At 62.2% G+C, this 22728-nt stretch carries 18 protein-coding genes; 3 read left to right on the top strand and 15 right to left on the bottom strand.

Features of this window, described 5'->3' with window-relative positions; all coding sequences use genetic code 11:
* Positions 1-39: 39 nt before the first annotated feature.
* From EGY12_RS06415 to EGY12_RS06380, 8 genes are all read right to left on the bottom strand, one after another.
* Positions 40-993 (bottom strand): ABC transporter permease, encoded by a 954-nt coding sequence (locus EGY12_RS06415; protein ID WP_123892923.1) that lies wholly within the window; start codon positions 991-993, stop codon positions 40-42.
* Between the two features lies 1 nt (position 994).
* Positions 995-1984 carry an ABC transporter permease gene (locus EGY12_RS06410; protein WP_015379367.1) on the bottom strand — a complete coding sequence of 330 codons (990 nt, stop codon included), beginning with the start codon at positions 1982-1984 and terminating at the stop codon, positions 995-997.
* Positions 1977-3476 (bottom strand): sugar ABC transporter ATP-binding protein, encoded by a 1500-nt coding sequence (locus tag EGY12_RS06405; protein WP_123892922.1) that lies wholly within the window; start codon positions 3474-3476, stop codon positions 1977-1979. Before EGY12_RS06405 ends, EGY12_RS06410 begins: the two co-directional genes overlap by 8 nt.
* A gap of 104 nt (positions 3477-3580) precedes the next feature.
* Positions 3581-4567 (bottom strand): autoinducer 2 ABC transporter substrate-binding protein, encoded by a 987-nt coding sequence (locus EGY12_RS06400; protein ID WP_123892921.1) that lies wholly within the window; start codon positions 4565-4567, stop codon positions 3581-3583.
* Positions 4568-4895: 328 nt separating this feature from the next.
* Positions 4896-6239: an NADP-specific glutamate dehydrogenase gene (gene gdhA, locus EGY12_RS06395; RefSeq protein WP_033649380.1), complete on the bottom strand. Its 1344-nt coding sequence runs from the start codon at positions 6237-6239 to the stop codon at positions 4896-4898.
* Positions 6240-6438: 199 nt separating this feature from the next.
* On the bottom strand, positions 6439-6876 hold the full coding sequence (gene uspA, locus EGY12_RS06390; RefSeq protein WP_004930988.1) for a universal stress protein UspA: 438 nt from the start codon (positions 6874-6876) through the stop codon (positions 6439-6441).
* A gap of 267 nt (positions 6877-7143) precedes the next feature.
* Complete coding sequence (locus EGY12_RS06385) at positions 7144-8052, bottom strand: LysR family transcriptional regulator (protein WP_123892920.1); 909 nt, start codon at positions 8050-8052, stop codon at positions 7144-7146.
* A 102-nt stretch (positions 8053-8154) separates the two neighbouring features.
* On the bottom strand, positions 8155-8928 hold the full coding sequence (locus EGY12_RS06380) for an SDR family oxidoreductase (protein ID WP_123892919.1): 774 nt from the start codon (positions 8926-8928) through the stop codon (positions 8155-8157).
* Between the two features lie 423 nt (positions 8929-9351).
* Here EGY12_RS06380 and uspB point away from each other — a divergent pair, with 423 nt between their 5' ends.
* Entirely contained in the window at positions 9352-9687 is a 336-nt protein-coding gene (gene uspB / locus EGY12_RS06375; protein WP_016930435.1) for a universal stress protein UspB, read from the top strand.
* Between the two features lie 73 nt (positions 9688-9760).
* Here the strand turns inward: uspB and pitA are convergent, their stop codons facing one another.
* Positions 9761-11263 (bottom strand): inorganic phosphate transporter PitA, encoded by a 1503-nt coding sequence (gene pitA, locus EGY12_RS06370; protein ID WP_123892918.1) that lies wholly within the window; start codon positions 11261-11263, stop codon positions 9761-9763.
* Positions 11264-11563: 300 nt separating this feature from the next.
* Between pitA and EGY12_RS06365 the strand changes: the two genes are divergently transcribed.
* Positions 11564-12763, top strand: coding sequence for an NAD(P)/FAD-dependent oxidoreductase (locus tag EGY12_RS06365; RefSeq protein WP_123892917.1), 1200 nt, complete (start codon positions 11564-11566; stop codon positions 12761-12763).
* Between the two features lie 3 nt (positions 12764-12766).
* Here EGY12_RS06365 and EGY12_RS06360 read toward each other — a convergent pair whose 3' ends face one another.
* The 5 genes from EGY12_RS06360 to EGY12_RS06340 all read right to left on the bottom strand — a co-directional run bounded on the left by EGY12_RS06360 (position 12767) and on the right by EGY12_RS06340 (position 19964).
* Positions 12767-13021 carry a hypothetical protein gene (locus tag EGY12_RS06360; RefSeq protein ID WP_123892916.1) on the bottom strand — a complete coding sequence of 85 codons (255 nt, stop codon included), beginning with the start codon at positions 13019-13021 and terminating at the stop codon, positions 12767-12769.
* 98 nt (positions 13022-13119) lie between these two features.
* On the bottom strand, positions 13120-13530 hold the full coding sequence (locus EGY12_RS06355; RefSeq protein WP_123892915.1) for a VOC family protein: 411 nt from the start codon (positions 13528-13530) through the stop codon (positions 13120-13122).
* A 91-nt stretch (positions 13531-13621) separates the two neighbouring features.
* Positions 13622-15802 (bottom strand): virulence factor SrfC family protein, encoded by a 2181-nt coding sequence (locus tag EGY12_RS06350; protein WP_123892914.1) that lies wholly within the window; start codon positions 15800-15802, stop codon positions 13622-13624.
* Positions 15799-18744 carry a virulence factor SrfB gene (locus tag EGY12_RS06345; protein WP_172962955.1) on the bottom strand — a complete coding sequence of 982 codons (2946 nt, stop codon included), beginning with the start codon at positions 18742-18744 and terminating at the stop codon, positions 15799-15801. The genes EGY12_RS06350 and EGY12_RS06345 overlap by 4 nt, the downstream gene beginning before the upstream one ends.
* Positions 18744-19964, bottom strand: a complete 1221-nt coding sequence (locus EGY12_RS06340) for an SrfA family protein (protein ID WP_123892912.1) — start codon at positions 19962-19964, stop codon at positions 18744-18746. The genes EGY12_RS06345 and EGY12_RS06340 overlap by 1 nt, the downstream gene beginning before the upstream one ends.
* A 294-nt stretch (positions 19965-20258) precedes the next feature.
* Between EGY12_RS06340 and EGY12_RS06335 the strand changes: the two genes are divergently transcribed.
* On the top strand, positions 20259-21176 hold the full coding sequence (locus EGY12_RS06335) for a DMT family transporter (RefSeq protein WP_371415416.1): 918 nt from the start codon (positions 20259-20261) through the stop codon (positions 21174-21176).
* On the opposite strand, the gene EGY12_RS06330 is transcribed toward EGY12_RS06335, so the two are convergent.
* Entirely contained in the window at positions 21173-22666 is a 1494-nt protein-coding gene (locus EGY12_RS06330; RefSeq protein ID WP_123892911.1) for a PLP-dependent aminotransferase family protein, read from the bottom strand. The genes EGY12_RS06335 and EGY12_RS06330 overlap by 4 nt on opposite strands.
* Positions 22667-22728 lie beyond the last annotated feature (62 nt).

The following is a 22728-nucleotide window of genomic DNA, read 5'->3' as shown; positions in this document are numbered from 1 at the left end:
GGGTCTGCGTCGGCGCCACGTTCAATGACGGGGCGCAACCTAAACTTTTCGATTCTGTAACGCGATAAACAGGATCAGCACGCCGCCCCACAGGGCCATGGTCAGGTAGCTGCTGACCCCCAGCAGATTGAGGCCGCTTTCCAACATTTGCAGCACGATCAGCGCCAGCACCAGCCCCAGAATACGGCCGAAACCGCCGTCCGGGTTAATGCCGCCCAGCACCGAGGCCAGAATGGTCACCAGCAGATAAGATTCGCCGTAGCCGGCCTTGGCCGAGTTGAATTTAGCCATCATCAGCAGGGCGGCGCCCCAGCCGAGCAGCGCCGACAGGATATACACCGCGATCTGCACCCGCGCGGTGTTCACGCCGCTGAAGCGGGTGGCCTGTTCGTTGGAGCCGATCAGGTACAGGCTGCGGCCCAGCGTGGTGTGCTCCAACAGCAGCCACAGCCCGGCTGCCACCAGCAGGAACAGGATCAGCGCCACCGGTACGCCGAGCACGGCGCCGTTGCCGAGAAATTGAATCGCCGCCGGGAAGCCGGAGATCACCGCGCCGTTGGACAGCAGGATGTTCAGGCCGGTGATCAGCGTCATGGTGCCGAGCGAGGCGAGGATTGGCGAAACGTCGATCCAGGCCACCAGCACGCCGTTCAGCGCGCCGATCGCCACTGCCACCAGCAGGCCGGCCAACAGTGCCAGCACCAGGAACAACGGCTGATCGGGATGGCTGACGATGATCGCCGCCATCACCAGCGAACAGGCGTTGGCGCCGGCGATGATCGACAGGTTGATGCCGCCGGTCAGCATGGTGATGCCCATGCCGAGCGCCAGCAGGCCGAGGATCGGCAGCTGCGAGGCGATCGACTGGAAGTTGCCGAGGCTGAAGAAGCGCGATCCGAGCAGCCCGGCGAAGAGCAGCGCCACCGCGATGATGATCGCGCCCTGCAGGCGAATGATCCGATCGTTTGGGATCAACCGAGTTAACTGCGTCATGTCAGATCTCCTTGAGCAGCTTGCGTTTTTCGTTCCAGGCGGTGGTGCTGATGCTGATCAAAATGATCGCGCCGCTGAATACCTGGTGCCAATAGGCTGAGACGCTGAGCAGCGTCAGTCCGTTCTGCAGGAAGGCCAGCAACACCACGCCGAGCAGGGTGCCGGTCAACGAGCCGCGGCCGCCGCTCATGCTGGTACCGCCCAGCACCACCGCCGCCAATACCGTCAGCTCGAACCCGAGCAGCGAATTGGGGGCCACCGACTGAGTGATCTGCGCCTGCACCACCGCCGCGACGCCGGCCAGAATGCCCATGTAGCCGTAGACGCAAAAATGCAGCCGCAGCAGGTTCAACCCCAGGCGCGACGCGGCGTCGCGGTTGCCGCCCATGGCGTAGATCTGGCGCCCCAGCCGGGTGCGGTTCATCAGCACGCCGGTAACGACGATGGTCGCCAGCAGGCACAGCAGCGGCAGCGTCAGGCCGTAGTCGTAGCCGTCGGCGCCCTGGAACGAGAACCAGTTGATGCCGTTCATGAACCAGTCCGGGAAGCCGTAAAGCCAGGTGCCGTTAGTGGCGTACACCAGCAGGCCATAGAACAGGTTAAGGGTGGCGATGGTGATGATGATCGCCGGCACCTTCAGCCAGTACACCAGAAAACCGTTCACCAGCCCGAGCAGCAGGCCGACGCCGATCGCCAGGGCGAACGCCAGCGGGAAGCTGCCGCCGTGCTGGATCACCCAGCTGGCCATCACATACTGGGCGATGGCGGTGACCGCCGGGAACGAAATGTCGATGCCGCCGGCGATCAGCACCACGAACAGCCCGCAGGCCAGGATGCCGAGAATGGCGTAGCTGGTGGCGACGTCGGTCAGGTTGCCGAGCGTCAGAAATTCGTCGGTGCCGGCGCTCAGGCCGATCGCCAGCAGCAGCACCAACAGGCCGAGATAAAACTCGTGCCGCCCGGCCAGGCGGGCCAATAATGACTTATCCATTCACCACCTCGGCGATCTGTTGTTCGGTACTCTGGTGCGGCGCAAACTCGGCGATCAGCTCGCCCTTGCGCATCACCATCACCCGATGGCTGTTGTAATAGGCTTCCGGGATCTCGTCGCAGATCATCAGCACCGCCATGCCCAGCTGCGCCAGATCGCGCGCGATCTGGTAGATCCCTTCTTTGTTGGCGATATCCACGCCGACGGTGGGCGAATCGAGGATCAGGATCTTCGGCTGGGTCGCTACCCATTTGGCGATGGCGATACGCTGGGCGTTGCCGCCGGACAGGGTTTTCACCGGCAATGCGCTGTCGGACACCTTGATGTTCAGATCGCGGATCAGCCGGTTGACCAGCTCGGTCGCCTTGGCGTGATCCAGTAGCCCGAGCGAGGTATGCAGCCGATCGAAGACGGTGACGATGGTGTTGTCGTAGATCGATTGTTCCATGATCAACCCCTGTGTCAGGCGATCCTCCGACACATAACCGATGCCGTGGCGCACCGCTTCGCGGTTGTTGTGCAGCTGCACCGCCCGGCCCTCGATGCGGATTTCGCCGCTGTCCGGCCGCGTCATGCCGAACAGGCTGAGGCACAGTTCGGTGCGGCCGGCGCCGAGCAGGCCGACGATAGAAACGATCTCGCCGCCGCGCAGCGCCAAGTTGACGTTGCGGTATTTCTCGCCGCGGCTGAGGTTGCGCACCTCGAGCAGCGGCGCCTGTTCGGCCGGCGGCAGCGGCGGCAGCGGGCTGTAATGGAAGCGTTGGCCGGTCATCAGGAACGCCAGTTCATGGCTGTCCAGGTCGCTGGCCGGCCAGGTGCCCACCAGCTTGCCGTCGCGCATCACGCTGATGCGATCGGCGACTTCCATCACTTCATCCAATCTGTGGCTGACGAATACCACGCAGATGCCGGCCGCCTTCAGTTCGTTAACTACCCGCAGCAGGCCGTCGACCTCCTGGCGCGTCAGCGAGGCGGTCGGTTCGTCCATGATAACCAGCCGCGCCTCGGCGGCGATGGCGCGGCAAATCGCCACCAGTTGCCGATCGGCGATCGACAGTTTTTCCACCTTTTTATCAGGATCGATGCGTACGCCGACTCGCGCCATGGCGTCGAGCGCCGTCTGACGCATCAATCGCTTGCGCACCCAGAAGCGGCCGCCGGGCAGGTAACGGTGGATGGCGATGTTTTCCGCTACCGTCAGATTAGGGAACAGCGACAGGTCTTGGTAGATCACCTGTATGCCGTAATAACCGGACAGCTGTGGCGTCAGGGCGTGGAAAAGTTTGCCTTCCAGCGAAATATTGGCGCCTTTTTCCGGCTGATAGACGCCGGAGATGATTTTAATGATGGTGCTTTTGCCACAGCCGTTTTGCCCGGCCAGGCAGTGCACTTCGCCTTTATTCAGCGTCAGGTTGATCTGGTCTAATGCCAGTACGCCTGGGAATCGCTTGCTGATATTCTCCAGGGTGATAAATGCGGGGGAGGCTGTCATAACGTTAACCTGTGCTTACGTAGCGGCCGAAGCCCTGGGCGCAGCAAGCTGCGCCCCTACGAGGGTTTAACTACTTTCCCGGTGTAGCGAAATTACGCGAAAAATCAGAATCCAAGCGATTGGGCGTTGTCTTTGGTGACTTCCAAAATCTTATTAAACCGAATCACTTTGTGGTCCATGTCGACGTCAGCCTTGCCGAGGCCCTCGATCGCCAGGTCTTTGTTCACTTCTTTGCCTTGCAGCAGCTGATCGGCCACCGTCACCAGCGCATAACCGGCGTCTTTCGGATCCCACAGCAGCGCTTTTTTAATGTCGCCGCGCATCAGGTAAGGGGCGGCCTGCGCCGGCATGGCGATGCCCACCACCGCGATCTTGTCCTTGGCGCGTTTCTTGGCCACCGCCTGGCCGGCGCCGATCGGGCCGAGCGAGCCGAAGCCGATGATGCCCTTCATCTGCGGATAGGTTTTCATCAGATCCAGCGTGGTGGCATAGGATTTGTCGATGCTTTCCGCCACCGGCAAGCGCGAGGTGACTTCAAACATGTCCGGGTATTTTTCTTTCTGGTATTTGATGGCGGAGTCGGCCCAGGCGTTGTGCAGCGGCACGGTCAGCGAGCCGACGTAGATCGCGTAGCCGCCTTTACCGCCCATGTCTTTCGCCAGCTCATCGACGTTGGCCTGCGCGTATTTCTCGCTGTCAATGGTCTCGATGTCCCACTGGCCGATCTGCTGGTCCGGGGATTCATGGGTCAGCACCACGATGCCTTTGTCGCGTGCTTTTTTCAGCACCGGCTCCAGCACTTTGGCGTCGTTCGGCACCACGATGATGGCGTTGACGTTCTTGGCGATCAGATCCTCAATCACCTTGACCTGCGCGGCCGGATCCGGCGTAGAAGGGCCGGTCTGGTAAGCGTTGACGTCAAGTTTTTTCGCCGCTTCGTTGACGCCCACTTCCATGCGGTTGAACCACGGAATGCCGGTCACTTTGGCGACTACGGCAATCTCATATTTCTCAGCGGCGAACACAGGTGTTGTCGATAACATGCACGCAGAAACCACACATGCATTTAATAATGCGAGGTTAAATTTCATTAGCTGTACCTTTTTTATCTGTAGGGGTGGCGGTTTTTCCACCGCTGCAGATTACAAAGGAATGGAAGAGGGGGCGTAGCTGAAGTTAATGAAATGTGATCTGCGCACATTTAAGTAAAATAATGACGAATTTAATGTTAAATAAATGTTTAATTATTTAGTGGTGGTAAATTTACTACCGATTAATTCGCAGTAAATAACTATAAATTAACAATTTATTAACATTGTGGCATCATTTTGATGGCGTGAAAGCATAAAAAAATGCCGGCGCAGAGGCCGGCATTGAAGCATTTAATCGATGTGTGAACAAGATCACCTTTAAGGCGGATTACAGCACGCCCTGCGCCAGCATGGCATCCGCGACCTTGACGAAACCGGCGATGTTCGCGCCGTGTACGTAGTGAGTTTGCTTGCCTTCGCCGCCGTATTCCACGCAGGCGTGGTGAATATCCGCCATGATATGTTGTAAACGTACATCCACTTTCTCTGCCCGCCAGCCGATGCGCGCGGCGTTTTGCGCCATCTCCAGGCCCGAAGTGGCGACGCCGCCGGCGTTGGCCGCCTTGCCCGGCGCGAACAGCACGCCGGCGTCGAGGAAGGCGTCGGTGGCCTGGATGGTGGTCGGCATGTTGGCGCCTTCCGCTACCGCCTTCACTCCGTTGCGGATCAGCGTCTGCGCCGCCTCGAGATCCAGTTCGTTCTGGGTGGCGCACGGCAGGGCGATATCCACCGGCACGTTCCACGGCTGCTGGCCCGCCAGATACGTCAGGCCGCGTTCGCGGGCGTAGTCTGCCACCCGGCCGTAGCGTTGGTTTTTGATCTCCGCCAGGTGTGCCAGCTTCTCGGTGGTGAAGCCGTCTTCGTCTACCAGAGTGCCACCGGAATCCGACACGGTGATCACGCGCGCGTCCAGTTCCAGCGCTTTCTCGATGGTGTACTGCGCTACGTTGCCGGAGCCGGACACCGCCACCCGCATGCCCTCAAAGCCCAGACCGTGGCGCTGCAGCATGGCGTCGGTAAAGTACACCAGGCCATAGCCGGTCGCCTCGGGGCGGATCAGGCTGCCGCCGAAGGAGAGGCCCTTGCCGGTAAATACACAGGCGGTATTGTTGGACAGTTTCTTCATCATGCCGGCCATAAAGCCGACTTCGCGGCCGCCGACGCCGATATCGCCGGCCGGCACGTCGGTGTCCGGGCCCAGATGGCGATACAGCTCGGTCATCAGCGCCTGGCAGAAGCGCATGATCTCGCCCTGGCTTTTGCCCTTTGGATCGAAATCGGAGCCGCCTTTGCCGCCGCCCATCGGCAGGGTGGTCAACGCGTTCTTGAAGGTCTGCTCAAAACCGAGGAATTTCAGGATCGACAGGTTTACCGACGGGTGGAAGCGCATGCCGCCCTTATAGGGGCCGATGGCCGAGTTGAACTGCACGCGGAAGGCGCGGTTGACCTGCACCTGGCCGCGATCGTCCACCCAGCTGACGCGGAACTGAATGACGCGCTCGGGCTCCACCAGGCGCTCCAGCAGCGCCTGTTCGCGATAGCGCGGGTTGCGTTCGATAAACGGCCACAGCGAGGTGAATACTTCGCGCACCGCCTGCAAATATTCCGGCTGGTGGGGGTTATGGCGTTGTAACGAGGACAGGAAAGACTCTACCGATACGGCATATTCCATGGATAACTCCTTTTCGCATTAAATTTCCCCCGCTATTTCTTATAGATATGGGTATAGGCGATGCCCGGGGGAGGATGTTGTGTCTTTAGCGACTATATCATCGGAGGGCGGTTGATTATCAAGCGATTAATCGGCGCGGCGGCATGAAAAACGCCCGCATGGCGCGGGCGTTGGGCAGTTAAGTTAGCGAGCGCTTACTTTATTCGTCTTCTTCATCGCGCAGCGGCACGATCAGCATATCGATGTGCACGGTATTGATCAGCTGGCGAGCGGAAGACATCAGCTTGCTCCAGAAGTCCTGGTGGTGGCCGCACAGCACCAGGTCCATGTCGTATTTCTTGATGGCATCCACCAATACCTGCGCCAGATCGCCGCTGCCGCTCAGGGTCTCGGTGATCGGGTAGCCGGCGTTCTGCGACAGCTCGGTCAGTGCCTGATGGGTTTCCTCGGAGATGCGTTTTTGCATGTCGCCGAGATTGACGTCGATCAGGCCGGTATAAAGGTCGGAATAGTTGACATCGACGTGGATCAGAGAAACTTTAGCGTTGTACGGCCGCGCCATTGAGACGGCTTTTTCTACCAGAATCTTGCTTTCCGGGGATAGGTCCACCGCGATCAGGATGTGTTTGTAAGCCATAAGAATACTCCTTCCATAAACATGCCGATTAAAAAGGGTTAGCAGGCGTTCCGTTTACCCGCCTGGCGCTTTTGGTTCCATAGTATCATTCGGATAACGCAATGATATGTTGGGGCGATCACACTGCGCCGCATCGAAAATCTCTCTGCCCGATACCTTTCGTTGTACACCCGCGCGGCGTAAAAGCCTATTGATTATGCGGATGTTGACGGTCTGACCGCTTGAATTATAAGCGTTATTAAACAAAGTATAGCGCTAAATGCGCAATCAGCGCTCGAGATGCGGTTGCAGCAGGCTTTCAAACCACTCATGAAACACCGCCAGGCGGCGCGATCGCTGGCGGCGATGGGGATAGATCAGGGAGATTGGCATGGAGGCGGCGCGGTAACCGGGCAGGACTTCCACCAGTTCACCGGCGTCGAGCAGGTGTTGCACGTCGTAGCGCGGGATTTGCATCAGCCCCAATCCGGCGCGGCAGCAGGCGATATAGCTTTCGGCGTTGTTGACCACCACCCGGCTGGGCAATTCGAGCCGTTGCGTATGGCCGTCGTCGGTCAGGTATTCCCAGGGGGATTCCCGGCCGGTTTTAGGCGAGGCGTAGCCGATGCTCCAGTGTCCTTCGACGAGATTGCCGGGCTGGAGCGGGTGGCCGAATTCGCCGAGGTAGGCGGGGCTGGCGCAGTTGATCAGCGCGATATGGCCGAGTGGGCGCATCACCAGGCTGCTGTCGTGCAGATCGCCGACGCGCACCGCGCAGTCGACCCCTTCCTGCACCAGATCGATGGCGCGATCGGCGGAGCCGAGCACCAGCTGCAGATGGGGGTGGCGCAGCAGCAGGCCGGGCAGCGCCGGGGCGATAAGCCGGCGGGCGATGCGGCTCGGCACGTCGACGCTGAGTCGACCGGAGGCCTGGCGTTGGCTGGCCTGAAACGACTGATCGATGTCTTCCACTTCGGCCAGCAGCGGGCGCAGCCGTTCGAGCAGCTGTTCGCCGTCGGCAGTCAGCCGCACTTGCCGCGTGGTGCGGTGCAGCAGGCGCACGCCCAGCTGCGTTTCCAGTTGTTGCACGGCGGCGGACACCGAGGCGCGCGGCACTTCCAGCGCATGGGCTGCCCGGATAAAGCTGCCCATCTCCGCCACCTGCACGAATATGCGGTATTGATTGAATCTGTCCATCTCGTTGACCTGCTGTTCCTTGGCGCCGTTTCTGACAAAGAGTGTAGCCGCATGGCGCGGTTGCGCGCGAGCAGGTGCGGGGGCATTCCGCCCCCCTCGAGCTTATTTGGTGGTGTAGCCGCCATTGATTAGGATGGTTTGGCCGGTTACCCACCAGCCATCGCTGACCAGATGGCGAATGAACGGCACCACGTCTTCGATATCGGTCAAGCCGGTTTTGCTGAACGGCGACAGCGCTGCCGCCGTCTTGTGGTAGGCCACGGCGTCCGCACCCTCTGCCGGGTAAAAGAACGGGGTGTCCATCGGGCCGGGGCCGACCGCCGTCACGGAGATGCCGCGTTCGCCGAACTCCTTGGCGGCGGCGCGGGTGAAGTGTTCCACCGGCGCTTTGGTGCCGGCGTAAGCGGCGTAAAACGGCGTGAAGGCGCCGAGCAGCGAGGTGACCAGCGTGCAGATTTTACCGTTGTCGTTGAGGTGTTTGCCCGCCTCTTTCAGGAAGAAGAACGCGGTTTTGGCGTTGACCGCCGTCATCTCGTCGTATTCGGCTTCGCTGATGTCGACCATCGGCTTTTTCAGCACTTTGCCGACGGTATTGATGGCGATATCCGGCTTGCCGACGGCGGCGACCGCATCGGCGAACAGCTTCTCGACTGCATCTGCGGTGGTCAGATCGGCCTGCAGTGCGACGCCTTTCGCCCCGGCGGCCTGAATGGCGGCGACGGTTTTCTCCGCCTCGGCTTTGGAAGCGGCGCTGTTGTAGTGGATTACCACCGCTTTTGCGCCTTGTTCAGCCAAATCGCGCGCGATCAGCCCGCCGAGGTTTTTGGCGCCGCCGGCGATGAGGACGGTTTTTCCTTTGATTGAATGGTTTGCCATAACAGTTTCCTTGGATGAACATAACGGAAACCTGAGTCTAGCCAGCGTGGGGGGAAAGATCAGCGGCGCGGAGCGGGATAGACTATCCAGAAAAACCGACCAATCACCGGCCGGCGGTGAGCCGTTAGCACGCCCCGGCGGAGGACGTTTCGGTAAATTTTATCCACTGCTCAGGCCAGTTTGCGTTTCATTAACCTACAATGATGGATATGGGCCTCACCATTTCCCCTCTGAGTGGAACCACGCTGTGCAAATCTCTCTGCGCGGTGCGGTAACGTCTCCGGAGGCGGTGGGTTATGGGCATGGCCCGTGCAGGCAAAAAAGGGGATGAGAGCGGTAAGCTCCAGCAGAGTATCGGGTAATGAGGTAGGGCGGTTGGACCCGGCGGATGGCCGCGGATAACAACGCCTTGAGGGGGCAATCATGATCAGTACCGTCGCGCTGTTTTGGGCCTTATGTGTGGTGTGTGTGGTAAACATGGTGCGTTATTACTCTTCTTTGCGCGCGCTGCTGGTGGTATTGCGCGGCTGCGACCCGCTGCTGTACCAATACGTCGACGGCGGCGGTTTCTTCACCGCCCACGGGCAACCCAGCAAGCAGCTGAGGCTGGTGCGCTATATCTTTGCGCAGCGCTATGTCGAACACCACGATCCGGAGTTTATTCGCCGCTGCGAGCGGGTGCGCGGGCAGTTTATGCTGACCTCGGCCCTGTGCGGCCTGGTGGTCATCAGCCTGATAGCGCTGATGATCTGGTATTAATGCCTTCCTGTTTCCCTTGATGCAGGCAAAAAAAAGGCGGCCCTGCGGCCGCCTTTCTCATGATGCTTATCGCTTAGATCAGCTTCAACGCGACCCAATACAGCGCACCGGAAAGCAGAATCGAGATTGGCAGGGTCAGTACCCAAGCCAACAGAATGTTCTTCACGGTTTTGCTCTGTACGCCGCCGCCGTCCACGATCATCGTCCCGGCAACTGCCGAAGAGAGAACGTGGGTGGTGGAGACCGGCATGCCGGTATAGCTCGCCACGCCGATCGACAGCGCCGCGGTCATCTGGGCCGACACGCCCTGAGCGTAGGTCATGCCTTTCTTGCCGATCTTCTCGCCGATGGTGGTGGCCACGCGTTTCCAGCCCACCATGGTGCCGAGCGACAGCGCCAGCGCGACGGCGACGATGATCCACATCGGTGCGTACTCGACGGTCTGCAGCAGATCCTGACGCAGGTTCTTCAGGAAGCGCTGGTCGGCGGATGAGGTTTCCGGCAGCTTGGCGACTTTATCCGCCGTGTCGGTCACGCACATCAGCAGGCGGCGCAGGTGGCTGCGCTGGTCAACCGTCAGCTGATCGTAGCTTTGCAGGTTGGTCAGCATGCCCTGAGCCAGCTCGATCGCCGGCATGGCGCGCGAACTGTCGCAGTGGAACTCGGCCGGCTTGTTAGGTTCGGCCTCGTCATCCGGGCTTGGCACCAGCGGCGTCAATGACACCGCATGCGACAGGGCATCACCGTGCTGCTGGTAATATTGTTGCAGGTGGGTCACGGCATCACGCGTACGTGTGATGTCATAACCGGTTGCATTCATATTGACCACGAAGCCGGCCGGCGCAACGCCGATCAGCACCAGCATGATAAGGCCGATGCCTTTCTGGCCGTCGTTGGCGCCGTGCGAGAAGCTGACGCCAATCGCCGACAGGATCAGTGCGATACGGGTCCAGAACGGCGGCTTGCGTTTGCCGTCGACCTTTTCACGTTCCGCAGGGGTCATGTGGATACGCTGGCGTTTCTTGGTGCCACTCCAATAGCGGCGCAAGGCGAACACCATCACTCCCGCCACCATCATGCCGACCAGCGGCGAGAACAGCAGAGAAAGGAAAATACCAATCATTTTCGGGACGTTAAGCGCATCCACCACCGAAGTGTGGGTCATCAGGGCGTTGGTTAAACCGACACCGATGATTGCGCCTATCAGCGTATGGGAACTGGAGGCCGGCAGACCGAAATACCAGGTGCCGAGGTTCCAGATGATTGCCGCCAACAGCATGGAGAAGACCATGGCTAATCCGTGTGCTGAACTGACGTTCAACAACAGATCGGTAGGCAGCAAGTGGACGATGGCGTAAGCAACACTCAAACCGCCGAGCATTACGCCAAGAAAGTTGAACAAACCTGCCATCACGACCGCAAGTTGCGAGCGCATGGCGCGGGTATAAATAACTGTAGCGACCGCATTGGCCGTATCATGAAAACCGTTGATGGCTTCATAAAACAACACGAACAACAATGCGAGAATTAACATCAGGCCGGTATGGAAATCCAGGCCAGCGAACAAATGCAGCATAAGCGTTACGCCAGTTTGTGGACATGAACGCCGCGCATTATCAGTGACAACCGGGGCCGGGGAAAAGGAAAATATGACGTTTTTTTGATTTGGACATGACGAAATGATGGCGTGTCTATAACAAAAATATGAAATATCAACGCGTTATTCTCCTCTGACCTCTGTAATATTTTCTTACTATGGCGTTGGCGGCGCCGGGGCTTTACAATCTGCCGCCGTGAATTTGGCGGTGACCGGCGGCGAAACGGCGTAATATGGCGCTCTTTTGTCGCGATTGTGGTTTTGATAAGTGAGGCTCAGGTGGAACAGTTTGATGTCGTAGTGATTGGGGCGGGCGCCGCCGGCATGTTTTGCGCCGCGCAGGCGGGGCAACTCGGTTGCCGCGTGTTGCTGCTCGACAACGGCAAAAAACCGGGCCGCAAGATCCTGATGTCCGGCGGCGGACGCTGCAACTTTACCAACATGTACGCTGAACCGGCGGCTTACCTGTCGAACAATCCGCATTTCTGCAAGTCGGCGCTGGCGCGCTACACCCAGTGGGACTTCATCGATCTGATCAACCGCTACGGCATCGCCTACCATGAAAAAACGCTGGGGCAGCTGTTCTGCGACGACTCGGCGCAGCAGGTGGTGGATCTGTTGGTCAAAGAGTGCGAGCTGGGCCAGGTGACCATGCGCCTGCGCAGCGAAGTGCTGGGCGTGGAAAAAACCGAACACGGTTACGAACTGGCGCTGAATGGTGAGGAAGTTAGTGCTCGCTCACTTGTGGTGGCCAGCGGTGGATTGTCCATGCCGGGGCTGGGCGCTTCGCCGTTCGGTTACAAGCTGGCGGAGCAGTTCGGCCTCAAGGTGCTACCGACGCGGGCCGGGCTGGTGCCTTTTACCCTGCATAAGCCGCTGTTGGAGCATTTACAGACGCTGTCCGGCGTCTCGGTGCCGGCGGTGATCACCGCCGAGAACGGCGTCAGCTTCCGTGAAAGCATCCTGTTCACCCATCGCGGCCTGTCCGGCCCGGCGGTGCTGCAGCTGTCCAGCTACTGGCAGCCGGGTGAGTATGTGAGCGTTAACTTACTTCCTGATCTGGATTTGGCGGCCTTCCTGGATGACCAACGCCGTCAGCACCCGAACCAAAGCCTGAAAAACACCCTGGCGTTGCACTTGCCGAAGCGGTTGGTGGAATGCTTGCAAACGTTGGGACAACTGCCGGAGGCGACATTGAAGCAGCTGAATGCGCCGCAGCAGGCGGCGCTGACGGATCTGTTGCAGAACTGGCGTGTGCAGCCGAACGGCACCGAAGGCTATCGCACGGCGGAAGTGACGCTCGGCGGCGTCGACACCAACGAACTCTCCTCCAAGACGATGGAAGCCCACAAGGCGCCGGGGCTCTACTTTATCGGCGAAGTGGTGGACGTAACCGGGTGGTTGGGCGGCTACAACTTCCAGTGGGCCTGGAGCTCGGCCTGGGCCTGCGCGCAGGCGTTGGCGGCGCAGGGGCGTTAACGTTCAGCAGTGTGACGGGCTAGGCCGATTTTTGGGAATAAAACGCAGACACCGCCAAGCGATTACCGCTGCTGCTGCGGCATAAAGCATCAGCAGGTAGGCTGTCGAACGCGCCTTCGGATCGCCGAGCCCCGATTCATTAGACTTGTGAATCATTTTCAACGCCATATCCGGCGTAAGCAGCAGCCGAGATGGAATGATGTTTGGCAAGAAGGCGAAGATCAGAACAGAAATCACCAAGGCAATCCGTTTTCTCATGCGGGGCAACGCCCCTCATAAGCCACGATGGCAATGCACAACGAGATGAACAGATGGAGCCGATAAGGCTCCCTTTTCTATTCTATGGCTCGTTAATCTCATTCCGCCGGTCCCTTAAGCTCTATGCGGTTGCCGTCCGGATCGTTGAAGTAAATCGACGGCCCGTCGCCTTCCGCACCGTAGCGCGATTCAGCGGGATTGACGGCGATCCCCTGCGATCGCAGATAGGCCAACAGATCGTCTTCGTTGAAAGGATCGATGCGCAGGCAAACGTGATCGACATTTTGCCGGCGAGGATCGGGCGCTTCGCCGCCTTTTTTCCCAAGCTGGCCGTTAACGTCGACCAGATCAATCATGGCTGCTCCGGCGCGCAGGTGCATCAGCCCCAAATCCGGCCGCTGTTTGGCGATATCACAGCCGACGATCTGGGTATAAAAATGCAGGCTTTTCTGCATATCGCGCACGCGCAAAACCACATGATCGATAGTCTTCAGGCTGAAAGGGGGCATGATTTTCTCCCAGAATCGCAGCGTTACTCATCAGCATAATCGGCAACGCCCGATTTATCCTGTTTTCACCCCCTATTGCTGCCGGAGCCGCTTAGCGCAGGGTGGCCACGATCTCTTCCAACGCCGCGCGCTGCGCCTCACCGAGCTTGTTTTCCGTTGCCGCATTCTCCGCCAGCAGGGTTTGCAGGCCGATCAGCCAGTCATAGATATAAAACGCGGTATTTTTGGTCGGCGTCGGCGCCAGCCGGGTTAACCGCTGCTGGTTGCTCCAGTCCACCGCCGGCTGCGGCGGTGGGGTAAAGATCGGCTGGCCGGGATTGACGCGGCTCTCGGGGCGCGTTGCCGCATCGCGCCGCTGGAAGCCGAGCCAGGCGACGAAGTCGCCCAGTATCGCCAGCGCCTGGCTGATTTGCCGATCTTCACTCTGGTCCGGCAGGCCCCCGGCGCACAGCGCGCGCTCCAGCTCATCATCGAGCCGCAGGCGACAGGCGGCACCGATCAGCGCATCGACCAGCAGTTCCAGATGCGGCTTTTCGACGCCGAGCAGATCCAGCAACCGGCGGCTGTCCGGCAGGCTGCGCAGATGGTTGATCCAATCCGCAAACACCCGCGTAGCAAAGGGTAACGCGGGGGGCTCGCCGGGCGCTGAGGCTTCCGGTGCGCCGAACAGGTCGATGTCGAGCCCGAACGGCGCAGGCGTCGCCGCCGGGGCCGGCGCGGCGTGCTGCTGTTGCTGATAAAGCTGGCGCAACGTATCGCGCTGGGGTAACAGCCGTTCCAACAGCTCGCCGTGGCGGCCGGCCTGCGCCTGCAGCGCGCGCAACAGCTGTTGGCCGCGCTGCTGCGCCGCGTGCGGATCGGCGGCGGTGAGCCAGTTGCCGAGCAGGCTTTCCGTCAGCTCGCGCTGCAACTCTTCGCGTTGTTCGAGCAGGCGGGCTTGCTTCTGGGCCGGGCGCGCCTGAGTGGCCAGGTAGCTCACCATGCGGCGGCAATCCTGTTCATCCAGCGCCAGCAGCGTGGCCCAGCTGTCGCCGGGCTCGCCGACCTGGCGCTGTACGGCGTCGTCGGGGCGTGCTTTACCTTCCCCGCGCTGGTCGAACGGTGTGACCGCCCAAATCAGGCCGGGTTTGCGGCGCTGGCGCAGCGCCGGGGTTTCCCCCTGGGTTTGGTTGACCCAGTTGGCGAGCGCCTGGCCGACGCGGGCGGCGTCCTGCGGCGTGGCGGCGGCATCGGCCACCAGCAGCAGATTGGCGTGCAGGCCGTCCGCGCAACGGGTCAGCAAATGGGCGCGTTTCGCCTGTTGCAGCCGCTGCGTCGGTTCCGCCTGCGGGCAGGCGCGGCTGCCGGGCAGGTCGATCAGCGCCACGTCGGCGGGCAGGGCCGCCTGCGCCGTTTGCGGCAGAACGGTAGTCACTTCGGCGGTCAACCAGGTCAGATCGCTCAGCGCGATCTCCCGTTTACCGCCGTGTTCGGCCATCACGACGATCGTGGCGTTTTCCGCTGCGGCGCTCGCGGTCAGCAGCGCCAACGCGCGGTGCGGAGCATGAACCTGTCGGCTGCCGCCGAGGGCGTGCAGCGTGTGTGCCAGCTGGCGATAACGCGCCGTCAGCGTCGTTTCCTCTCCCCACAGCGGCGCAAACAGGCGTGCGCGGTCGTCGATGCTCAGTTGCGGCGCCAGCGCCACGGCCTGCGGCCAGAAATGCCTGTCCAGCGTCTGTTGCCCTTTGTCGCCGTGGCGGCGTTGGCTATCCCACAGCGCCAGCACATCGTTGTCGCTGAGGCCGTCGAGAGCGACGGCTTGGCGGTGGCGCGCCAACGCTTGCAGATGGGCGGCGATCGCGCGGGCGTCCCAGTCCAGCCGGAAGCCGCCCATCGCGGCGGCATCGAGCGTGATGGCCAGCCATTGCGCTTCATCGAGCAGCGCGAGGGCGAGAGGATACTCGGCGCATGGTGCCGGCGCGGTGGCGCAATAACGCACCGCCAGCGCGGCGTCTGCGTGCAGCCTTTCTGCTCCGGGGGCCAGCGCCGCCAGCAGGTGGGCCTTGGCGGCGGCGTTGTGGCCGTACAGGCCGATAGCGACCTGGTCAGGCTGCGCGTTCGCCAATTGCAAAGCGCGGTTATGGCAACGGCGCAGGCGCAGCGTCAGCCGGTCCGCCTCCTGTTCCAAACGGGCGGACTGCCGTCGCGCGGCGTCCACCCAGTCGATCGCCTGCAGAATGCCTGTGCTGAGTACGTGGTTCGGGGCCGATTGGGCGGTGGTGGTAGCTTTCATCGTGGGTAAATGCTCCCGCTGTCTATCCAGTAGTGGGTCGCGCCGGAGGCGCTGGCAGCCAGGGTATTGAGTTTCAGTTGCAAGTGGTGCGCCGGGACAGGGCTGCCGTCGGCCATTACCGCCTGCGCGATCTTGACGCTTTCTGCGCCCTGTTCGGCGCTGGCGGTAATGGCCAGCCGCAGGGTGATCACCGCGTCACCGGCCAGCTTGCGTGCCAGCGGGGCGTCATTGATGGTCAGCGTATAGAGCGGCGAGGCCGGCCAGCGTTCGTTGTCCAGTTGGCGGAAGCCCAGGCGCAACGGGCCGCGCAGCTGGAAGCTGCCGGCGGGATCGAGCGCGAAGTCGGCGCGATCCAGATCGATGTCGCGGTAATAGACGTTATCGTCCGCCAGCATGTTGTTACCGTCCAGCATACCCAGATGGCGAATGGTGGAGTAAGGCTGGAAATCGCCGACGTTGAAGTAAAAGCTCTCCAGCCGCAGGTCGATCGCCAGCAGGCACAGCATGGCGCCTACCGCTGCGGTGGATTTGGGGTTATCGATGCGGCCGCGTTTGTTGAACGGGTACCAGCTGCGGGTGTGGTAGCCCTCGAGCGGCAGAATACGGCTGGCGGGCAGCGGCTGCAGATGGCGCAGCAGCGCCTGCACGCCGGGGAAACGCGCCGGACGGCCGGTCAGCAGCAGCACGTCGCAGGTATACAACGCCACCACCTCAGCCAGCAGGCGCAGGCAGCGGCCGATGCCGATGCGATCGGACAAGAAGGCGGCGTGCAGATCGGCCAGACGAATCACCAACGGGGTGTGCAGAATATCGAAGGCGTCGCTGTCGGCTTCGCGCTGCACCTCGCCGTTGATAAACGCCAGCACCTGCGGCGTCGGCGGCTGCGGCAGCAGATCGCCCAGGCTGGCGGCGATTTCCGCTCGGCTGTCCAGCGGATCGTATTCTTCATAGGCGCCGAGCAGCGCACGTCCGGCGGGCATGAAAATCTGCAGCGCGGCCTGCTGACGCAGGGTGGAAAGCCCGTCCATGCGTCCTTCGTTGCCGAACAGTCTGTCCATCAACGCCGGGGCGGCGCTTACGCCGGCGGCTTCGAACGCCTGCTGCACGGCGGGCAGGATAAACTGTTGGATGGCGTCCAACAGAATATCGTCGCCGGCGACTTTAAAGCCCTCGCGGAACAGCAGGCGCGGGTTGATTTTGATGTTATTGCCCACGCCGTCGTCGAGCGAATAGTGTGTGATCGCCAGATCCGTGGTGCCGCCGCCGATGTCGATGGAGGCGATACGCAGCGTTTTTCCCACCTGCTCGCCCGGGGCCAGCGGCCGGTCAGGCCGGGCCATGGCGGCGAAAAAGGCGTCGGTGCGGCCGGCGAAATTCACCTGGGTTTCGTTGTACAGATAAACCATCTGGCCGCAGGTGGCCTCGTCCCACTCCATCTGCACCTGCGGCACCGGGAAGCGGGCGTGCGCGCCGTCGAACGGCGCATCCTGCGGGTGCCAGCCGAGGGCTTTCCACACCAGCCCGATCGCCTCCTGCATGCGGCGGCGGAAAATCTCGCGCTCCGGCTTCGGCATGGCCGAAGGCAGCGTCAGAATGATGGCGCGCAGACGGCGTGGCGCGGCGGCGTTCGGCATGCGGCTGCGCTGAGCGATGCTGTTGATCTGCATCAGCGCCTGCGCCAGCAGCTCGGTCAGCATCAGGGTCATCACCGCGCTGCGGCTGTAGTGGGCGGCGAACACCGGCAGCCGTTGCGCCGTCGGCAGGGCGGACAGCGGCACGCCTTCGTCGTTGATCAGGGTGGTCAACGGCGCGGCGGCGGCCATGGGTTCTTGCGGTTCGTTGAAGCGCCAGCCGGACGCATAGCGTTCCTCGTCCCACAGATAGCGGCGCGGGCTGGAAATGCCGGTGGTGCCTTCATGGCCTGTTCGCCGCTGCGCCAACTGCGCGGCTTCACGGCCGACGCGGGTGATGGACGGCCATTGGAAGGCGTCGTCGCGCCCGCTCTGGAACGACAGATGTGGCTTGCCGAACCCGGCCCGCGAAAACTCTACCCGGCTCTCGAACAGTTCGTTGTAGACGCGATGCGGTTCGGAAAGCGAGCGCAGCTGCAGCTCGTAGGTTTGCTTCAGGCCGTTGCTCTCCTCCGGATGGTCCTCGACCAGCACGCCGCAGGTGTGCGAGTTGCCGACGTCCAGCACCAGATCGACGTCGATCGCCGGTTGCTGCAGCGTCGCCGCCACCATTTTTATCTGCGGCACCGCCAACTGGTGGCCGAGCATGTGCAACAGGTTGAGGTAATGCGCCTGATACTCGAAGGTTTTCAGCCCGGCGTTGATCTCCGCTTCGGCGCGCTGCTCCCGCTCGGCGGCGCGTTGGCTGAATGCCTCGCGCAGCCAGCCGTCTACCCAGGTCAGATCGAGAAACTCACCCAGTTCGTGGTTGCGGTGAGCCAACGCGAAACGGAGATCGGTGCCGAGATCGCTTTCGCCCGGTGCCAGCGCTTCCTGGCCGGGTGCCGCACCGCGGGTGTCGAAGGCCAGCACCACGCGCAGCAGGTTGCCGTCCTGATCCGGTTCATCCAACTGCACCACCTGCAGGCGCGCCCAGTTGTCCGGGCCCGATAAAAACAGGCCCGCCGGGGTGTGGCGCAAGAAGGGCAGTGGCAGCCAGAGCTTATCCAGCAGACGCAGCGACTGCTGCAGCGGATAGCTGAACTCCGGCCGCACCACTTCGGCGGCCTGGCCGCTCGCGGCCGGCAGCTGGTATTTGCCGCTCTCGGCCTCCCATTGCAGGCGCAGCAGCGGGCCGCTGGCGGTCTTGCGCACGAATTTGCCGGGAAACTCGGCATCCAGCAGCGGCGTCAGGGCAAAGTCCAGAAACTGAATGCCGCTGTCCTGAATCAGCGTAATGCCGTGTTTGTAGTCCGTAAGGGGTGCCAGCATCATTTACTCTCGCGCTTGAACGTCATGGGATAGGTGGTGTCCGCATCGTAGCGGCCGGTGCACTCCGCCGCGCCGGTTTCGCCCTGGCGGCAGACGATCTCCGGGATCTGGTAGCGGCTGCCGTCGCTGCAGTGCGCCTTGGTGCGGCTGTTGATCACCAGATTGCCGGACTGCATCAGCCCGGCTTCGACCGCTACCCGGCAGCTGACGCCGTCGCCGTAGGCGATGATGGCGCTGCCTTTGCCGCCGTTCAGACGGTATTGCAGGCCGGGGCGTTTGCCGGTGATCGGGTCTTTCAGCGCCACCGTGGCGCGCCATTTGCCGTTAAGGAAACGGGTGGAGCCGGCTTTCACCGCCTCGGGCGGCAGCACCAGCGCATTTTTGTCCGCCGGCTGCGGGATGGCCGGCGCCGGTGGCGGCGGCATCAGCGTCGCGTGCGCCAGCGGTAAGCGCAGCTTGGGCAACGGCGCGGCAGCTTTTTCCGGCGGCGCCGGAGGCTGAACTTCTGCCGGCATCGCCGGTTGCGGCGGCGGCGAGCGGTGCAGCCAGGTGGCCAGCGCCGCGCTACCTAGCAGCAGTATGAGCAAGAGCCAGAGAGCGTAGCGCCGGCGAGGGCGAACGATGGCAGGGGATTCGATAGGCGCTGCCGGGGCGGGCAGCGGTTCGGGCTCGGCGGCCGGGGCCGGTTTTACCGGCTCGACAATGGCCGGTTTTTCCACTTCGACTTTCACCTCTGCTTCGATCGGGCGCAGGCAAGCCAAAGGATCGTCAGGGCTCTGCGCTTGTGGCTTGATAAAGCCCCAGAAGGTCAGCACCGGCCGGTCGTCCACCAGGTAAACGTGGTTGGGGTCGGGTATGTGCATCGCTTTAGCCAGCAGCGCGCCGAACAGACGATGGCTGGGGTGATCGGTCGCCTGGGCCTGTTCCGTCAGGCAGCGGAAGGTCGCCAGGCAATGTTCCAGGTGGCGTACCGCCTGCGCGCGCTGGGCGTCGCTCGCCGCCAGCCAGGAGGTGACCTTGCCGGGGAAGGGCGCATACCAGTCGATGCGGGTGCCGCTTTCGTTCGGCTGGGGGATCGCCAGACAGTCGGCGGCCTGCTGCTGCCGGCGAAGACGCAGGGTTTCCCGCAGCTGCTGCGCGCAGGCGTAGACCGGTTGGCCGTTTTCGCCTAAAGCCAGCACATCATCCAAACTGCCACTGCGTAAGAAGGGTTTCACCACGGCACCGCACCTTGTCCTGTTCTGCAAAAACGCATAAAAGTCCATGATACCCCGTGGGCAGAGCCGCCAAACGGCCAAGGACAGCCCGAAAAACGCCCTTCTTTGGCGTTAGCGGCGCGCTTTGCTAACCGGCACAGTGAAAATCTCGCTATCTGGACCTGTCTGTGAACCGCTTTATCTGAAAAATAGAGCGTAACCCCGGCAAGCGACGTCGGGGAACGATGTTCTCTTTCACTATGACATCGCCTCGCGGGTTGCCGATTTCGGTATGCCTCAGGCGTGCGGAGCCTTCACATGACGGACAGTCAGTCTGAAAAAACTCTCGTTGTTACCCCTGCACATCCCGCCGTCGGGCATTCGGCCCAGGGCTGGATGAACGGCTTCCTCGGCATGATTATCTTCAGCGGCTCGCTGCCCGCCACGCGAGTGGCGGTGCTGGAGCTCGATCCGCTGTTTCTGACGGCGGTCAGGGCGGCGATCGCCGCCTTGCTGGCCCTGTGCGCGCTGTTGATCACCCGCCAGGCGCGGCCCACGTGGGCCGACTTGCCGCCGCTGCTGTTTGTGGCGCTCGGCGTGGTCATCGGTTTTCCGCTGCTGACGGCGCTGGCGCTGCAGCACACCACGTCGGCGCATTCGCTGATGTATATCGGCCTGCTGCCGCTGGCGACCGCCGGTTTTGGCGTTTTGCGCGGCGGAGAACGGCCCAGGCCCGCTTTTTGGGCTTTTTCAGGCGTCGGTGCTGCGCTGGTGGGCGCCTTCGCGCTGAGCCAGGGGAGCGGTGGTGCCTGGCAAGGGGATGCACTGATGGTCGGGGCGGTACTGCTGTGCGGGCTGGGTTATGCCGAAGGGGCGGTATTGTCACGCCGGATCGGCGGCTGGCAGGTGATCTCCTGGGCGCTGGTGGTGGCGTTGCCGTTGACGCTGGCGGCCACCTGGCAGGCGGCCCCGGCCGGCTGGCCTGTGATCAGCGGCGCCGCCTGGCTGTCGCTGGTTTACGTCTCGGTGTTCAGCATGTGGATTGGGTTTATTTTCTGGTATCGCGGCCTGGCGCAGGGCGGCATCGCCGCCGTCGGACAGCTGCAGCTGCTGCAGCCATTCTTCGGCCTGGCGCTGGCGGGCTGGCTGCTGCATGAGACCGTCCAGCCGATGATGATCGCCGTGATGACCGGCGTGGTGGTTTGCGTGTTCGGCGCCAAACGCTTTTCCCGCTAGGCGCCGCTACCGGCGCAGGCCAGGATCACCTGTCCAAGCCGTTCCACCGCCTGTTGCACCTGGCGGTCGGCGTAACCGCCCAACCCCAGCACCAGACCCGGCTCACCGTGGCCGGGTGCATACATCGGCGACACCGCCCGCAGCGCCAACCCGGCTTCGTTGGCGCATTGGGCGACCCGCACGTCGTCGAGATCTTTCCTCAGCCACAGCACCATGTGCATGCCCTGATCGCAGGGCTGCACCACCGCCAGTTCTGCGGGGATATGCGCGTTGATCGCCTCGATCAGCACCCGGCGTTTCTCGGCGTAGACGCCGCGCATTTTGCGGATATGTCGGTCGAGGTACCCTTCGGCGATGAAGGCGGCCAGCACGTGTTGATCCGCGCTGGGAGGGTGACGATCCATCAGGATCCTGGCGCCGCAGAAAGCGTCGACCAGCGCTGGCGGCACGATGGCGTAACCTAACCGCAGCGAAGGGAACAGCACCTTGCTGAAGGTGCCGAGATAGAGCGTCCGTTCGGGCGCCAGCCCCTGCAGCGACGGGAACGGGTGGCCGGCGTAGCGCATCTCGCTGTCGTAATCGTCTTCCACGATCCAGGCCTGTCGCTCCCTGGCCCAGGCCAGTAGGGCGCTTCTTTTCGCCATGCTCATCGGCATGCCCAGCGGGTATTGATGCGACGGCGTGACGAAGGCGGCGCGGGCATCGGCGGCCAGACGCACGCCGGCGGCGACGTCGATGCCGTCATCGTCGACGGGCACTCTGACCATGCGGCGGTCGCGAAATAGGCTGTCGAAAATGGCGGTAATGCCGGCGTAGGCGGGATCTTCGACCCAGGCGCTGTCGCCGGCGTCCAACAGGATCTGCGCGGCCAAATAGAGCCCTTGTTGCGTACCGGAGGTGATGAGGATTTGCTGCGGCGCGCAGTTTACCGAGCGGGAACGGCGCACATAGTCGCAGATGGCTTCGCGCAGCGGCAGTGCGCCCAGCGGATCGCCATAGCCCGACGGAGCGCCGGCGCCGCGAGCCCGGATGCGGTTGCCGAGCCGGCGCCAGACATCGTCGGGCGCGGTATCGCCGATCGGCACAGAGACGGTGAACGGCACCGGCGGCAACGCCCGCGCCTGGGCGGCAAAACGCGCCAGATGTTGCGCCTGCGAAGAAAGCGGAACCGCTACCGTGGAACTCGCCTGCACGTTGGCGTGCGGCGTGCGGTGCGGCGCCTGATAGTGAGCGACCCGGGTGCCGGAGCCGGGTTGCGGTTCGAGAAAGCCTTCCGCCGTCAGCTGCGCAAAGGCTTCCAATACCGTGCCGCGCGCCAGATTCAGCGCCGCCGACAGCCGGCGCGTCGAGGGCAGCAGATCGCCCGCTTTCAGATCGCCCCGATGGATGGCCTGGCGCAGGGCCTGGGCCAGCTGGTGGCTAAGCTGGCCCGCTTGGCGATCGAGCCCGCCGATTGCGGGGACGTCAACGACTTTGGCTGTTCTGGGCATGCATTCCGGCTCGTTTTATAGTGCGAAAATGAGTATTCAGAGTAAACCACTTTCGTGTCACT

This window comes from Serratia sp. FDAARGOS_506 (genome assembly GCF_003812745.1).
Taxonomy (GTDB): Bacteria; Pseudomonadota; Gammaproteobacteria; order Enterobacterales; family Enterobacteriaceae; genus Serratia.
This window is presented reverse-complemented; position numbering and strand designations above follow the sequence as displayed.